The 14,720-nt window shown below is 64.1% G+C and carries 15 protein-coding genes; 9 read left to right on the top strand and 6 right to left on the bottom strand.

Going from position 1 to position 14,720, the window contains the following annotated elements; all coding sequences use genetic code 11:
- Positions 1-9 precede the first annotated feature (9 nt).
- The 4 genes from xylG to ACCD03_RS20230 are packed head-to-tail and all read left to right on the top strand — an operon-like array spanning position 10 to position 4,485.
- Positions 10-1,569, top strand: a complete 1,560-nt coding sequence (gene xylG, locus ACCD03_RS20245; protein WP_253534996.1) for a D-xylose ABC transporter ATP-binding protein — start codon at positions 10-12, stop codon at positions 1,567-1,569.
- On the top strand, positions 1,566-2,768 hold the full coding sequence (locus ACCD03_RS20240; RefSeq protein ID WP_253534993.1) for a sugar ABC transporter permease: 1,203 nt from the start codon (positions 1,566-1,568) through the stop codon (positions 2,766-2,768). The genes xylG and ACCD03_RS20240 overlap by 4 nt, the downstream gene beginning before the upstream one ends.
- A 47-nt stretch (positions 2,769-2,815) precedes the next feature.
- Positions 2,816-3,583, top strand: coding sequence for an SDR family NAD(P)-dependent oxidoreductase (locus ACCD03_RS20235; RefSeq protein WP_045201906.1), 768 nt, complete (start codon positions 2,816-2,818; stop codon positions 3,581-3,583).
- Positions 3,580-4,485, top strand: a complete 906-nt coding sequence (locus tag ACCD03_RS20230) for an SMP-30/gluconolactonase/LRE family protein (RefSeq protein WP_413412687.1) — start codon at positions 3,580-3,582, stop codon at positions 4,483-4,485. Before ACCD03_RS20235 ends, ACCD03_RS20230 begins: the two co-directional genes overlap by 4 nt.
- Here the strand turns inward: ACCD03_RS20230 and ACCD03_RS20225 are convergent.
- Entirely contained in the window at positions 4,476-5,660 is a 1,185-nt protein-coding gene (locus tag ACCD03_RS20225; RefSeq protein WP_413412686.1) for a fumarylacetoacetate hydrolase family protein, read from the bottom strand. The two genes, ACCD03_RS20230 and ACCD03_RS20225, sit on opposite strands and share 10 nt — an antisense overlap.
- 139 nt (positions 5,661-5,799) lie before the next feature.
- Between ACCD03_RS20225 and ACCD03_RS20220 the strand changes: the two genes are divergently transcribed.
- Complete coding sequence (locus ACCD03_RS20220; RefSeq protein WP_413412685.1) at positions 5,800-6,555, top strand: IclR family transcriptional regulator; 756 nt, start codon at positions 5,800-5,802, stop codon at positions 6,553-6,555.
- A 79-nt stretch (positions 6,556-6,634) separates the two neighbouring features.
- Positions 6,635-7,651, top strand: coding sequence for a LacI family DNA-binding transcriptional regulator (locus ACCD03_RS20215; RefSeq protein WP_413412684.1), 1,017 nt, complete (start codon positions 6,635-6,637; stop codon positions 7,649-7,651).
- 16 nt (positions 7,652-7,667) lie between these two features.
- On the opposite strand, the gene ACCD03_RS20210 is transcribed toward ACCD03_RS20215, so the two are convergent.
- Entirely contained in the window at positions 7,668-9,452 is a 1,785-nt protein-coding gene (locus ACCD03_RS20210; protein WP_413412683.1) for an IlvD/Edd family dehydratase, read from the bottom strand.
- A 351-nt stretch (positions 9,453-9,803) separates the two neighbouring features.
- Here ACCD03_RS20210 and ACCD03_RS20205 point away from each other — a divergent pair, with 351 nt between their 5' ends.
- Positions 9,804-10,352: a hypothetical protein gene (locus tag ACCD03_RS20205; RefSeq protein ID WP_413412682.1), complete on the top strand. Its 549-nt coding sequence runs from the start codon at positions 9,804-9,806 to the stop codon at positions 10,350-10,352.
- Positions 10,353-10,361: 9 nt separating this feature from the next.
- Here ACCD03_RS20205 and ACCD03_RS20200 read toward each other — a convergent pair whose 3' ends face one another.
- Positions 10,362-10,964 (bottom strand): XRE family transcriptional regulator, encoded by a 603-nt coding sequence (locus tag ACCD03_RS20200; protein WP_316673360.1) that lies wholly within the window; start codon positions 10,962-10,964, stop codon positions 10,362-10,364.
- Positions 10,965-11,121: 157 nt separating this feature from the next.
- On the opposite strand from ACCD03_RS20200, the gene ACCD03_RS20195 reads away from it, so the two are divergent.
- Complete coding sequence (locus ACCD03_RS20195) at positions 11,122-11,946, top strand: MBL fold metallo-hydrolase (RefSeq protein ID WP_413412681.1); 825 nt, start codon at positions 11,122-11,124, stop codon at positions 11,944-11,946.
- Between the two features lie 39 nt (positions 11,947-11,985).
- On the opposite strand, the gene ACCD03_RS20190 is transcribed toward ACCD03_RS20195, so the two are convergent.
- Positions 11,986-12,645, bottom strand: a complete 660-nt coding sequence (locus ACCD03_RS20190; RefSeq protein WP_092972147.1) for a cysteine hydrolase family protein — start codon at positions 12,643-12,645, stop codon at positions 11,986-11,988.
- Between the two features lie 135 nt (positions 12,646-12,780).
- Between ACCD03_RS20190 and ACCD03_RS20185 the strand changes: the two genes are divergently transcribed.
- Entirely contained in the window at positions 12,781-13,758 is a 978-nt protein-coding gene (locus ACCD03_RS20185) for a GlxA family transcriptional regulator (protein WP_413412680.1), read from the top strand.
- A gap of 39 nt (positions 13,759-13,797) precedes the next feature.
- On the opposite strand, the gene ACCD03_RS20180 is transcribed toward ACCD03_RS20185, so the two are convergent.
- Both ACCD03_RS20180 and ACCD03_RS20175 read right to left on the bottom strand, forming a co-directional pair.
- Positions 13,798-13,980 carry a glycine zipper 2TM domain-containing protein gene (locus tag ACCD03_RS20180; RefSeq protein WP_413412679.1) on the bottom strand — a complete coding sequence of 61 codons (183 nt, stop codon included), beginning with the start codon at positions 13,978-13,980 and terminating at the stop codon, positions 13,798-13,800.
- Between the two features lie 72 nt (positions 13,981-14,052).
- Positions 14,053-14,613, bottom strand: coding sequence for a YggT family protein (locus tag ACCD03_RS20175; RefSeq protein ID WP_024978452.1), 561 nt, complete (start codon positions 14,611-14,613; stop codon positions 14,053-14,055).
- Between the last annotated feature and the right edge of the window lie 107 nt (positions 14,614-14,720).

Below are 14,720 nucleotides of genomic sequence, written 5' to 3'. Positions count from 1 at the left end.
GGACGAGGCATGTCTGAACCTCTGTTGCAGATGCGCGGCATCGTCAAGACGTTTGACGGTGTGAAGGCGCTCGACGGTATCAACCTGGTCGTAAGGCCCGGCGAGTGTGTCGGCCTGTGCGGCGAGAACGGCGCCGGAAAATCAACGCTCATGAAGGTGCTCTCCGGCGTCTACCCGAGCGGAACCTGGGATGGCGAAATCCTCTGGGAGGGGCAGCCGCTCCACGCGAGCGGTATTCGCGACACCGAGCGGGCGGGCATCGTCATCATCCACCAGGAACTGATGCTGGTGCCGGAATTGTCGGTGGCTGAGAACATCTATCTCGGCAACGAGATCACGCTGCCCGGCGGCCGCATGAACTACGCGGCCATGTACCAGGGCGCAGACAAGCTGCTGCGTGACCTGAACATCCGGGGCATCAATGTCGCGTTGCCCGTGATGCACTACGGCGGCGGCCATCAGCAATTGATTGAGATCGCCAAGGCGCTCAACAAGCGCGCGAAGCTGCTGATTCTGGACGAGCCATCGTCGTCGCTTACGGCGGCTGAAACGCGCATCCTGCTCGATATCGTGCGCGATCTGAAGGCGCGCGGCATTGCGTGTGTCTACATCTCGCATAAGCTCGACGAGGTGGAAGCGGTGTGTGACACGGTCACCGTCATCCGTGACGGCCGCCATGTGTCGACCGCACCGATGCACGACCTGACCACCGACCGCATCATCGCGCAGATGGTCGGGCGCGAGATTACGCAACTGTTCCCGCGCGAACCCCATCCCATCGGGGAGGTTGTTTTCGAGGCGCGCAATGTGACGTGCTACGACGCGAACAACCCGACTCGCAAGCGGGTCGATGATGTGTCCTTCTCGGTGCGGCGGGGTGAAATTCTTGGCGTGGCGGGGCTGGTTGGGGCAGGGCGAACCGAGCTGATGCAGGCGGTTTTTGGCGCGTATGAAGGCGCCAGTGAGGTGGAACTCGTACTTGACGGAAAACCGTTGAAAGTCCGGGCGCCGCTTGACGCCATTCGTGCGGGCATTGCGATGGTGCCGGAAGACCGCAAACGCCACGGCATCGTCTCGCTGATGAGCGTCGGGCACAACATCACGCTTGCCGTCCTCCAGCGTTTTTCGCGTCTCGGCCGCATTGACGGCGCGGCCGAACTCGACACGATCCGCAAGGAGATGCGCCGGCTTGCCGTACGTGCCGCGCATCCGATGCTGCCGATTGCCAGCCTGTCGGGCGGCAATCAGCAAAAGGCCGTCCTCACGCGAATGCTGCTCACCGAGCCGCGCGTCCTGATTCTGGACGAGCCGACGCGCGGCGTGGATGTCGGAGCAAAGTACGAGATCTACAAGCTCATCGGTGACCTGGCCAAACGCGGCATGGCCATCATCGTCATTTCATCGGAACTGCCCGAAGTGCTCGGCATTTCGGATCGCGTGCTGGTGATCGGCGAGGGCGAGCTGCGTGGCGACTTCGTGAACGACGGGCTGACGCAGGAACACATTCTGACCGCAGCCATTCAACCGGTGCGGCACGCATCCACTTTTCATCAGGTAGGCCACGCATGACTTCTCAGACGAGCCCACAAGCCGCCGGCGGGGTGGACCCTTCGCGTAGCACGCTCAAGGCAACCCAGCGCCTGAGGCAACTCTTCGCACGCTACAAGATCCTGGCGTTGCTGATCGCCGTGGCCGCGATCTGGCTGTTCTTTTCGATGCTGACCGACGGTGCGTTTACGTCGGCACGCAATCTCTCCAATCTGCTGCGGCAGATGTCGATCACGGGGATGCTGGCCTGTGGGATGGTGTTCGTCATCATCGCGGGCGAGATCGATCTCTCGGTCGGTTCGCTGTTGGGCTTGCTTGGCGGCGTGGCTGCCATCCTGGATCAAGGACTGGGTTGGCCAATTGTGGCGACGGTGCCTGTGGTGCTGTTGCTCGGCGTGGCCATGGGTTTGTTCAACGGATGGTGGTCAACCTACCGGGGCGTTCCGTCCTTCATCGTTGGTCTGGGCGGCATGCTCGCGTATCGCGGCATTCTGCTCGGCCTCACACATGGCTCGACGATTGCGCCGGTGTCGGACAGCTTCGTGCTGATCGGCCAGGGCTACCTGCCGCGCCGGGTGGGTGACCTGATGGCAGTGCTGATCTTCTGCCTGTTGATCTTCGTGGTGATCCGACAGCGGCGTGAGCACCGCCGCTATGAACTCGATGTCGCACCGCTATGGCAAGACGTCGCCAAGTTGATTGCGGCGGGCGCGGTCATCGTTGCGTTTGTCGCCACGCTCAACAGCTATGGCGGCATCCCGGTGCCGGTTCTCCTCGTTCTGGCGCTGCTGGGCATTTTTTCGTGGATTGCCAGCCAGACGGTATTCGGGCGCCGTATCTACTCCGTGGGTTCGAACCTGGAGGCCACGCGCCTGTCGGGCATCAATACCGATCGCGTGAAGCTGGCCATCTTCGGGCTCATGGGCCTGATGTGCGCGTTTGCCGGCATCGTCAATACGGCGCGGCTCGCTGCGGGCTCACCGTCCGCCGGGACGATGGGCGAGTTGGATGCTATCGCGGCCTGCTTTATCGGCGGCACGTCAATGCGCGGCGGCGCGGGCACGGTCTACGGTGCGCTGGTCGGCGCGCTGGTCATGGCCAGCCTCGACAACGGCATGTCCATGCTCGACGTCGACGCGTACTGGCAGATGATCGTCAAGGGCGGCATCCTCGTTCTGGCCGTCTGGGTGGACGTCATCTCGCGCTCCGGCCGTCGCTGAACCAGCGCTGCGGGCTTTATCTCTTTTTGCTGTAACTGGAATCTCCTATGTCTTATGCGATTTATCCGAGCCTTGTTAACAAGAACGTTGTGATTACCGGCGGCGGTAGCGGCATTGGTGCTGCCATCGTCGAAGGCTTTGCCAAACAGGGGGCGCGCGTTACGTTTCTGGATATTGCGCGTGCGGACTCAGAAGCGCTGGCGGCGTCGCTGGGCGAGTGCGTGCATCCGCCGGTCTTTCGCTACTGCGATCTGCGCGATGTCGATGCGCTGAACGCCACGTTCTCAGGCATTGAAGCCGAATCCGGCCCCATCGAAGTCCTGATCAACAACGCCGCAAATGATGACCGCCATCAGATCGGAACGGTGTCGCAAGCCTATTGGGACAACCGCATCGAGGTGAACCTGCGCCATCAGTTCTTCTGCGCGCAAGCCGTGCTGCCCGGCATGAAGAAGCTGGGGCGTGGTGTGATCCTGAACCTCGGGTCCATCTCGTGGCACCTTGCCCAACCGGACCTCGCTATCTACATGACGGCCAAGGCTGGCATTGAAGGCCTGACACGCGGCCTCGCGCGCGACCTTGGCGGATTCGGCATTCGCGTCAATTGCATCGTGCCCGGCGCGGTCCGCACGCCGAGGCAGATGGCACTTTGGCAATCGCCTGAGAGCGAAGCCAAGCTGCTGGCCGAGCAATGCCTGCATGAGCGTGTCGAGCCGGAACACGTAGCCCGCATGGCGCTGTTTCTTGCATCGGACGATGCCGCGCGCTGCACGGCGCGTGAGTACTTTGTCGATGCCGGGTGGTACGGCGGATGACGGCGCCGATCATTCCGGAATGCGTCTGGCGCGTCGGCGCAACGCTTGGGGAAGGCGCGGTGTGGCATGCGGCGTCGCGCTGCGTGGTCTTTGTCGATATCAAAGGCAGACGGCTCTACCGATATGACCCCGATACCGCTGTGCGCCGCAGCTGGGTCGCGCCCGGTCAGATCGGCTTTGCGCTGCCCAGCGTTGATGGCAATTGGATCTGTGGCGTGCAGGGCGGCCTCTACCGGTTCGCGTTTGCAACGGGCACCTTCAGTGGCGTGTTGCCGGTCGAGACCGACCGGCCGGGAAACCGTCTGAACGACGGCTTTGTCGATCGCACCGGGGCGCTGTGGTTCGGCTCGATGGACGATGGGGAGTCCGAGCCCAGCGGGCAGCTCTACCGCGTCGGTCCGGATGGTCGGCTGAGCGTGCGCGATTCAGGCTACGTGATCACGAATGGCCCGACCGCGAGCCCCGACGGCCGCACGCTGTATCACACAGATACCTTGCAGCGTGTGGTCTATGCCTTCGACCTTGGCGACGACGGCAGCCTGCAACGCAAGCGCGTCTTCACCTCGATCGAGGGCACCGGCCACCCGGACGGTATGGCCGTCGACGAGGAAGGGTGCGTGTGGGTCGCGCTATTTGGCGGAGGACGGATCGAGCGGTTCTCGCCCGACGGCCGATGCATCGGGCGCGTCGACTTTCCGTGTTCCAACATCACCAAGCTCGCATTTGGCGGCGATGACTTGCAGACGGTCTATGCAACCACCGCCCGAAAGGGGCTGTCGGACGAGGCGTTGCAGAAGGAGTCGCTTGCCGGCGGATTGTTCGCGTTTCGCGCGCCGGTCAAGGGGCGGCCTTCCACGGACTCTGCCGTGAACTTTTCCGCTGCGATGACCGATCAATCCTGACGGACGAGCCCGCGTGCTGCCAGGTTGCGGTACAGGGCGCGGACACCGAACGTCCACGGCGCGATCTCTGTCGACAGGCGCACCGTGTTGACGAGCGCGCCGAGTGCAGGCGCGCTGATCGTTACGCGGTCGCCGAGGTGGTGCGTGAAGCCGGCACCCGGTGCGTCGCGATCCTTGATCGGCGAGAACATCGTGCCGAGGAACAGCATGAAGCCGTCCGGGTATTGATGATGCGGTCCGCAGGTCTGGGTGACGAGGTCGAGCGGGTCGCGGCTGATCTCGCTCATGTGGCTTAAGCCGTCGAGCGTGAAGCCGTCGTCGGCGCCTTCAACACGCAGCGATACCTGCGTCGCGCGAATCGTGTCGATCGTGAAGCGCTCGTCAAACAGGCGCACAAACGGGCCGATCGCGCAGGAGCCGTTGTTGTCCTTGCATTTGCCCAGCAGCAATGCGGAGCGCCCTTCGATGTCGCGTAGGTTCACGTCGTTGCCGAGCGCTGCCCCGACGGCATGGCCGGCGCTGCTGACCGCAAGCACGATCTCCGGCTCCGGGTTGTTCCAGCGCGAGGCCGGATGCAAGCCCACGTCGGCGCCGAACCCGACTGCCGACATCGGCTGCGATTTGGAGAACACTTCCGCATCGGGGCCGATACCGACTTCCATGTATTGCGACCATGCGCCCCGGCGCTGCAGTTCCTCCTTGAGCCGCATGGCAGCATCGGAGCCGGGTTTGATCTTGGAGAGGTCCGAGCCCACCACACCCACAATCGACTCGCGCACGTCGCGGGCCTTGGCCGGATCGCCGCCAGCCTGTTCTTCGATCACGCGCTCGATCAGGCTGACCGCGAACGTCACACCGCAGGCCTTGATTGCCTGGAGGTCGTTCGGCGCAAGCAGGGTCGGCGCGGTGCCCGCGCGATCGGCTGCCAGCGAGCGTTCGACAAGCGTTTCGACGTGGCCCAGGTTTTCCCCCGGTGCCTGCCGGGCCACGGCCAGTGCGTCAGGATGCTCGAACAGATCTGCCACCGTTGGCACGGCTTCCGTGATGTCGAACACGACACCGTTGCGCACCACCACGACAGATGGCCCCGCGCCGTTGCCGGTCGTACGCCAGACCCGACCAACTAGCGTTGACTGCTCCAGATCGTGCGGCAAATAGTTGGCGATGGCGGTCATGTGCACTCCGTAAATTGGACACCCTTGTTGCCAAGGAACCCGCGTGATCGTAGAGATGGCGGTTCGGAGTGTCCAACACGGTGACGTAATTTCCAACCTGTTGGACAATCGAGCCAATCATGAGCGGAGTAGCTTTCCAGTGAAGACAGATTACGAGGTGCCAGCACTCAAGCGCATACATGACGTGCTGGAAATACTCTGCGCGGCGACGTCTCCCGTGCGACCAGCCGCGTTGGCGCAGGCGACGGGCATGTCCAGAAGCACGCTGTACCTGCTGCTGGAGTCTCTGGAAAAGCGCCGCTGGATCGAAAAGCGGGCCGATGGCTATCTGATCGGCCTGACCCTGTTTGAGCTGGGTAACGCCTATTTCCGCCACGACAGCTTGTTGGCAGCGTTTCGGCGCGAATCCGCCGCCTTCGTGGCCACACACAACGAAGTCGTCCAGCTTGCCGTGCTCGACGGCTCGGAAGTCGTGTACATCGCGCGGGAGGATGCGCCGCGGCCGGTTCGTCTGGTATCGGATGTCGGCCTGCGCTTGCCGGCGCATTGCTGCGCGCTGGGCAAGGCGCTTCTCGCCAGCCTGGATGACGAAGCGGTGCGCGCGCTCCTGCCTGCCCGTCTAGCCGCCATGACGGAGCGCACCACCACGCGCCGGGCCGATTTGCTCGATGAGCTGGAGCGTATTCGCGTCCGGGGGCTGGCGACGGAGCGTGAGGAGGTGGTGGCGGGGCTGGCCTGCTTTGCGGCGTTCGTCGGTGTCACGCCGCTGGGAAAGCACGTTGCCGTGAGTTCCAGTGTGCCCATCAGCCGACTGGACGCCCGCAGGGAAAAGCGTCTCGTTGTCGGTGTTGCCGGCATGGCGGACCGCATTGGCCGCGCGCTGGCGCAGGCGTAGCGCTCGTCTGTGTCGCGGCCGGTTCCGCTATGATCGCCACTCCTCTTTCCTCTTTCCCCTTGCGCGTAGACGTTTCTCAATGACCTCCGGCCCCACCCCCCCTCGCATGGCCGATGTTGCGCGCGCGGCCGGCGTGTCCAAGATGACGGTATCGCGGGTGCTGGCAGGCGGCAGCGTGTCGACTGCAACCCGTGCCCGTGTGCAACAGGCCATCGATGCGCTCGGTTACGTTGCCACGGCCGCGGCCGGGATGCTGTCCAGCGGTCGGTCGGAATTCGTCGCTGCCTTGGTGCCGTCGCTGGCCAGTTCTAACTTTGCCGATACCGTGCGCGGGCTGACGGATGCGCTTGCGCCGCATGGCCTGCAATTGCTGCTGGGCGACACCGATTACCACCTCGACCAGGAAGAGGCGCTGGTGAAGTCGCTTCTGCGCCATCAGCCGCGCGGCATTGCATTGACCGGGCGCCACCACAGTGCAGGCACGCGCGCGCTACTGGAGCGAGCCGGCATCCCCATCGTCGAGATGTGGGATCTGCCCGACCGCCCAATCGACATGGCGGTTGGATTTTCGAATGCCAAGGCGTCGCTCGCGATGCTGCGCCACCTGCACGCCCGGGGCTACCGGCGCATTGGTTTCCTGTGCGGCGCAAGCGAGCTAGACCGGCGCGGTACGGACCGCATGCGCGGATACGTGAGCGGAATCAAGGCGCTTGGCCTTGGTGAGCCACGCGTGATCCGCCTGGGCGATTCCCCCATCACCATGAGCCACGGCGGCCCTGCGATGGCCGCGTTGCTGGAAGCCTGGCCGGACACCGATGCCGTGATGTGCGTGAGCGACATGTCCGCATTCGGCGCCATCATGGAATGCCACCGGCGCGGCCTGACGGTGCCAGGCGATATCGCTGTTGCGGGCTTCGGCAATTTTGAAGTCGCGTGGTGTTGTCACCCGACCATCACGACGATTTCCGTCGATGCCTATGGCATTGGGCTGCGCACGGGCGAGGTCTTGCTAGATGCGCTGGGCGTTGGCGAGGCCACGGGTGCGCGCAAGCTCTCGCGCATCGACTTCAGCGTTGTCGAGCGCGAGAGCGCATAGCCGGCAGCTTCATACGTCAATGCGAGTGCCGTGGATTGCCTCGCGTCTCGATGACGTTCAGATACAGCGTTGCCGGCTCCAGGCATCCGCCCGTTGAAAGCTGCCCGACAAACTTCCGATAGATTTCCTGCCAAGGCGTTTGCGACTGCGGCACGCTGAACGTTGCGGTTTCGCGGCGGCGTTCAAGCTCTTCCGAGTCGACCAAGACATCGACCTTGCGCGCATTGAGGTCCACGCGGATGCGGTCGCCCGTGCGCAATAGCGCGAGGCCGCCACCCACAGCCGCCTCCGGAGACATGTTCAAGATGGATGGGCTTGCGGAGGTGCCGCTCTGCCGGCCATCGCCCATGCACGGCAGCGATTCGATTCCTTGCTTGACGAGCGCGGCCGGCGGCGCCATGTTGACGACCTCTGCACTGCCCGGATAGCCGACCGTTCCGCAGCCACGGATGACGAGGATGCAGCGCTCGTCAATGGCGAGGGCCGGATCGTTGATGCGGGCGTGATAATCCTCCGGGCCATCGAAGACGATCGCTCGCGTCTCGAAGACGTTTTCCGCGCCGGGTTCGCTCAGGTAGGTCTGCCGGAATGCCTCGCCCACCACCGACATCTTCATGATGGCGCTGTCGAAGAAATTGCCCGACAGCACGATGAACCCTGCGCGGTGCTTGAGCGGTCCGTCCACAGGAAAAATCACATCGCGGTCGGCTTCGGGGGCGGCATCGGCAATCGCGCCGATCGTACGGCCCGACACGGTGGGGCAATCGCGCCGCAGCAAGCCGCCCGCGCTGAGCTGGCGCAACACGGCCGGCACGCCGCCCGAGCGGTGGAAGCTCTCACCCAGGTATTCGCCTGCCGGCATGCAGTTCACCAGAAGCGGAACCGATTCTCCGTGGCGCTGCCAGTCTTCGAGGCTCAGTTCCAGGCCCATGTGGCGCGCAATGGCGATGAGGTGAGGCGGGCAATTGGTGGACGCGCCAAGCGCCGAGGCCACCATGATGGCGTTTTCAAACGCCGCGCGCGTCATGATCTTCGAGGGGCGGATGTCTTCGTGCACCAGGTCGACGATGCGCTTGCCGGTGGCGTAGGCCATCTGGCCACGCTCCCGATACGCCGCCGGAATGCTGGCGCACCCGGGCAGCGACATGCCCAGCGCTTCGGCCAGGCTGTTCATCGAAAGCGCGGTGCCCATCGTGTTGCAGTGGCCGATCGACGGCGACGACGCGGTGGTCAGCTCCATGAAGCCTTCGTAGTCGATGTCGCCGGCGGCCAGCCGGTTGCGCGCATGCCAGATGACGGTGCCGGAACCGACCCGTTTGCCCTCGTGCCAGCCGTCCAGCATCGGCCCGCCAGACAGGACGATGGCCGGCAGGTCGACGGTGGCGGCGGCCATCAGGCAGGCGGGCGTGGTCTTGTCACAGCCGGTCGTCAGCACAACGCCGTCAAGCGGGAAGCCGTGCAGGATCTCGACCAGCCCGAGATAGGCGAGATTGCGATCGAGCGCGGCGGTCGGGCGGCGGCTTTGCTCGGCAAGCGGGTGAACCGGAAACTCCATCGGAATGCCGCCCGCGTCGCGTATGCCGGCCTTCACACGCTGCGCCAGTTCCAGGTGGTGCCGGTTGCACGGCGCCAGGTCGTTCCCCGTTTGTGCAATGCCGATGATCGGCCGGCCCGACTGCAGTTCTTCGCGCGTCAGGCCGTAGTTCATGAAGCGTTCGACATAGAGGGCAGTCATGTCTGCATGGCTCGGATCGTCGAACCAAAGCTGGCTGCGCAGTCTGCGTGGAGGTTGGGCGGGCATGGCGTCTCGGTTGTTATGTGGAGCAGGGGTCCCTCTGCGGGGAATCGGCGGGTGGCTTCCGGAGGCTTGTGAAGCGGTTTTGGTACCGGTAACAACGAATAGTAGAGCTGGAAGAACGCGCAGGCAATAGCGGGCCGGCGATGCGGCGTCAGGTCATGTCGGCGCCCGCTGTATCAACGATGCGTGCGCGTTGTCAGCCCCACTTCGGGGGAGGGTGTTTGGATTTACCGACATCCACCTGCGTGCAAGCGTTTGCCGTGTGCCATCGGGGGGAAGCCGCCCCGGTTTCACGATTCTGCAAACAAGCCGCCCTATGTTGTGCCGATCTTCGGGCGAGGATAGGGGGCTGCCATGCAGGTGTTGTCTGCACGATTCGAAAAAACAGACGCGGGGCGCCGTGAAATTGCCACGCGCAACGGCGCGCTCAGCCGCTCAAGCCGCGCGCTGCTGATCATGGTGGATGGCCACGCCACGGGCGAGGACCTTGCCGTGCGTGCCGGTCAGCTCGGCCTGGAGGCGCAGGCCGTGTTCGAGCTGATGCAGGCTGGGTTCATTCAGAGCGCAGCCGATGTTGCCGGCGAGCCCGTTTTCGTTCAGGTGGCCGAGCCGCAGCCCGAGGCATCTACGGCGCCCAAGGCGGGTGCGCCTGCCGCACCGGCACGCAAGCGTTCGCTGGCGGCGGCGCGCATGTATCTCATGGACATTGCGGCGCGCACGTTCAGCTCGGCTGAGCACCCGATCCGCCAGCGCCTGGTCGAGGCCACCGACCGCGCCTCCGTGGAAAGCGCGTTCGATGCGTTGCTGGCGGCCCTGCGCGAAGCCACATCGGCGTCGATGGTGGAGCAGGTGGAAGTGTCGTTCCGCGGGTTTTTGCCGGCCGAAGAAAGCGTGGCCGGCTAAGAGTCTTGCTCACGCGTGGCGCGACACGACCATGAAATACGCGCAAGGCTCCGCAGTCTGATTGGCGAAGCCGTGCTCCACGTTCGCCTCAAAGAACAGCGAGTCGCCGGGTCCCAGGTATTCCTTGGTGTTTTTGAACTCCACGACCAGGTTGCCGATGGTTACCACGATCTGCTTTTCTGCCCCCGCAGGGTAGCCGGGCAGTATCCCGGTTGAGACGCCGGGCGGAAGGTAGTGATAGAGGAGTTCGACGCGCCCCCCGCCCGTTGCTGGTGACACGATGTGCCGCTCAAAGCCGGTTTCAGGGTCACGAAAGATGGGGCGCTCAGCCCTGCGCATCCGCACCACCGCGCCTTCTGAGGCACCACCCCCGGCCAGCTCCGTCAAGGAGGTCTGCAATCCGTGGGCGATTTTGGCGGCAATCCCGATGGTCGGGCTTTTTTCGCCGCGCTCCACTTTGGACAGCATCGCCCGGCTCACGCCAGAGCGTTGGGAAACCTGTTCCAGCGTCAGCCCTGCAGCATCACGCAGCTTGCGCACGCGCGCACCAAAGGCGCGCGAGGACGCCTCGTCGTCATCTTGTTGCCTCAAGTCTTCATCCTGCTTTGCCAACACGCCTCCTTTGCCTTACCGACGCAAACTCGCCAGGCTGACATTATGTCCACGATGGAAGAACGTCCAAGCCGAAATGCCGTTTTTTCTTGCGAAAATCTTCTATAGAAGATATATTTCTCAGAAATAACCAAATGGGAGGCGAAGCATGGGCAGCATGAAACTGATTTCGCAAGGCCAGCGCTACGCTGCCTTTGAATTCGGCGATCTCCAGGTCGTCGCGCTGCGCGATGGCTACATCGACGTGCCGACGACACGGCTGTGCCAGGCATCCGGCGAGCCCCTCGACACGCTGCCTGCCGGCGTTCCCGTCGTGAACGGCCAACTGCGGTTGTCAGTCAACGCATTCCTGGTCGTCCACAAGGGCACGTCTGTGCTGATCGATACCGGCGCATCGAACGCACTCGACGATTCGATGGGCGGCCTCCTGAGCGGATTGCAGGAATGCGGCATCGACAGAAACACCATCACTCAGGTAGCGGTCACGCACACGCATGAAGACCATGTGCACGGGCTCATTGCTCCGGATGGTTCGGAGGCATTTCCCAAGGCGGAACGCATCCTGATCCCGAAGGAAGAGGTATCGGAAATCACCGGGCGGCTCGCGCCATTGCGCGATCGTGTGGCACCGGTTGACGATGGGCTGATCGTCAGCGACCGGATTACCGCCGTGCGGGCCGCAGGGCATTCGCAAGGGCACACCGTCTATGAAGTCAGAAGCAGTGCCGGGCACCTCCTGGTGTGGGGCGACATTATTCACGTTCCGTCCATTCAATTCGGGCGTCCTGAACTGACCTGGGAGCTTGATGACAGCCAGCCCAAGGCATGTGCTACGCGCAAGGCGATCTTGGAAAGAACAGCGCGCCCGGACTACTACGTCGCGGGCGCGCATCTCGACTTTCCCGGTATTGGCCGGGTGATGAGGCGCGGTGAAGATTTCACCTTCCAACCCGTTGAGTCTCGCGCGACGGGCCGTGATTAAAACAACGGACCAACCCGCGCTGGGCCTGCGCGTGCAGCATCACGCTGCCTGCTGTGCCACCCCGTCCTTGAGCAGCCCGCGCGCCCGCTGATTCGACTTGTAGATGTTGTCGCGCACCGGCACCGCGCCGGTCTTCACGCTGTGCACCCATTCCTGAGTCGACATCACCGCCGCGAAGCGCGATTGCAGCACCACGCTGAACACGCGGTGGATCTCTTCCGCACTCGCAAAGCCGGCTTGGTTCTGATACGGCACGGCGCCTGATGCATCGTGAAGGAACTCCACCGCCGTGCCGTTGTGCAGGGCGTGGTTGATCGTGGACGCATCGCAGTTGTGCGTCATGTAGCCGACCACGGCCAGCGTATCGATGCCGCGTGCTTCCAGCCATTGCGCCAGGTCCGTCTCCGGATAGGCGCTGGGCAGGAGCTTGCGCAGATAGTGATCGTGCGGGCGCGATGCCACCACCGGGTGCAGTTGCCAACCATCGGTGTCGATGGCAAACAGCGGCGAGCTGGCCGGCGAAGTCTGCTGCACGACGATCACCGGAATGCCGGCCTCGCGTGCCGCATCCATGGCGGCGCCAACGTTGGCCACAGTCTGCTGCGGGTCCGGATACTCGATCGGCAGGCCGCCGGTGAAGTATTCGTTCTGCACATCGATGACGATCAGGGCGCGCTTCGGGGCGGTGTTCGTGGTCATGGCTGACTCCTCAAGGTCGGTTGGATCGGGCATTTGCGTGAGCCCGTGGACAGCATCTTCGCGAATGTCTATCCTTCCCGACAGTGGCCCGGAAGACGTTTATCGAAAGAATCGGGCCAAAGCGCGGAGCCCCGTATGCAAACGCAGCATCCTCAGGAAATCGCCGTTCTGGCCTTCAACGACATCAGCCCGTTTCACCTGTCCGTGCCGTGTCTCGTGTTTGAAGACCGCATCTGGGCGGGGCTGCCGTCCTACAACCTGCGCATCTGTGCGGGGGAGCCGGCCAGGAAGGGCGGCCTGCGCACCACAGCCGGGTTTGCCGTGCAGACCGATTTCACACTCGAAGACGCTGCCCGCGCCGACGTGCTGATCGTCCCGTCATGGCGCGACACGAAGGAGCGGCCGCCGGCGGCCATGGTGAATGCAGTACGCGATGCCTACGCGCGCGGCGCCACGGTGGTCGGCCTGTGCCTGGGGGCGTTTGTGCTGGCTGAAGCTGGCGTGCTCGACGGCCACGAGGCGACCACCCACTGGAGCGCCGCCGATGCGTTTTCACAGCGCTACCCGCGCGTGAAGCTTGTGCCTGATGTGCTGTATCTGGACGCCGCTGACGGCCGGCTGGTGACATCCGCAGGCACTGCCGCCGGGCTGGATTGCTGCCTGCACCTGGTGCGCCGCTGGCATGGCGCGGAGGTGGCCAACCGGATTGCACGGCGGCTGGTGGTGGCGCCTCACCGGCAGGGCGGCCAGGCCCAATACATCGAGCAACCGCTGCACGATGCGCCCGGCGGCGATCGCCTGTCGGACCTGTTGAACTGGACGGTGGCCAATCTGGCGGAGCCGCATTCGCTTGACTCGCTGGCCGAGCGCGCGGCCATGAGCCGCCGCAATTTCACGCGGCGCTTTCGTGAACTGACTGGAACCACCGTCGGTCAATGGCTGCTCGGGCAGCGTCTGGCCTATGCGCAGCGCATGCTGGAGACCACGCGCCAGCCGGTCGAAGCGATTGCGCAACTGGCGGGGTTCGGCAGCGCGGTATCGCTGCGGCAGCATTTCAGCCGGACGTATCACACGTCACCCAGTGCCTACCGCGCCTTGTTTGCGCAAACCTAAAAAAAAAGCGGCTGGTCGGCCGCTGTGTTGATTACTCGGTTACTTGCTCAGCTCGTGCCCGATGACGGCGCCTGCCGCGGCACCCCCGATCGTCCCGGCCGTGCTATGCGTGATTTCATGGCCGGCCACACCGCCTGCCACTGCGCCGCCTGCCGTACACGCCGTGAGCGCGGGAGCCAGCACGGCAATCGCGCAGACCAGCGCTGTTTTCCATGCGTTCATGATGTCCTCCTGAGTGGCCGGCCAGATGCAGCGGCCGGCATATCCCTCAGTCGAGCAAGGCGCGTGCCGCGCTCACATGAACAAAGGCGAGAGCGACAGATGCGACAGCGCGATCACGATCACCTGCGCAATCACCAGCAGGATCAGCGGAGACAGATCGAGCCGGCCGCCCAGCGGCGGCACCACGCGGCGGATCGGGCGCAACAGCGGGTCGACCAGCGTGTTGAGCACCGCCCCCATGGGCGATGCCGGCCCCATCCATGACAGCACGGCCGAGGCAATGGTCACCCACACCAGCACGTTGAACGCCCACTTGAGCACCGTAAAGAGCGCCGCCACAAAGCCCATCGGCACGAGCGCCATCGGGCTCACGCCCACCGATGCCAGCAGCAGGAACAAATACACAAGCGCCGTGGCATAGGCCGCCACCAGCGACGACCAATCGATATAGCCCGTGGCCGGAATCACGCGGCGCAGCGGGTGTACCAGCCAGCCGGTCAACTGGAAGATCGCCTGCGACAGCGGATTGCGCGGTGACAGCCGCACCGCTTGCGTCCAGGCGCGCAACAGCAGTGCCGCGCCAAAGAGCGAGAAGATCGTGTCGAGCAGAAAACGCGTGATATCGCCGAACATGCGTCCGGTTCTCCTATGGTCAGGTCAGGCAAGAGCGCGCGGCAAACGCTGCGCTGGGGCGCGGTATTGTCGCACGGCAATCTGACGTCCATCTGTGCGTTGATGCC

It is taken from the genome of Ralstonia sp. Ralssp135 (genome assembly GCF_047304345.1).
In the GTDB taxonomy this organism is placed as follows: Bacteria; Pseudomonadota; Gammaproteobacteria; order Burkholderiales; family Burkholderiaceae; genus Ralstonia; species Ralstonia chuxiongensis.
This window is presented reverse-complemented; position numbering and strand designations above follow the sequence as displayed.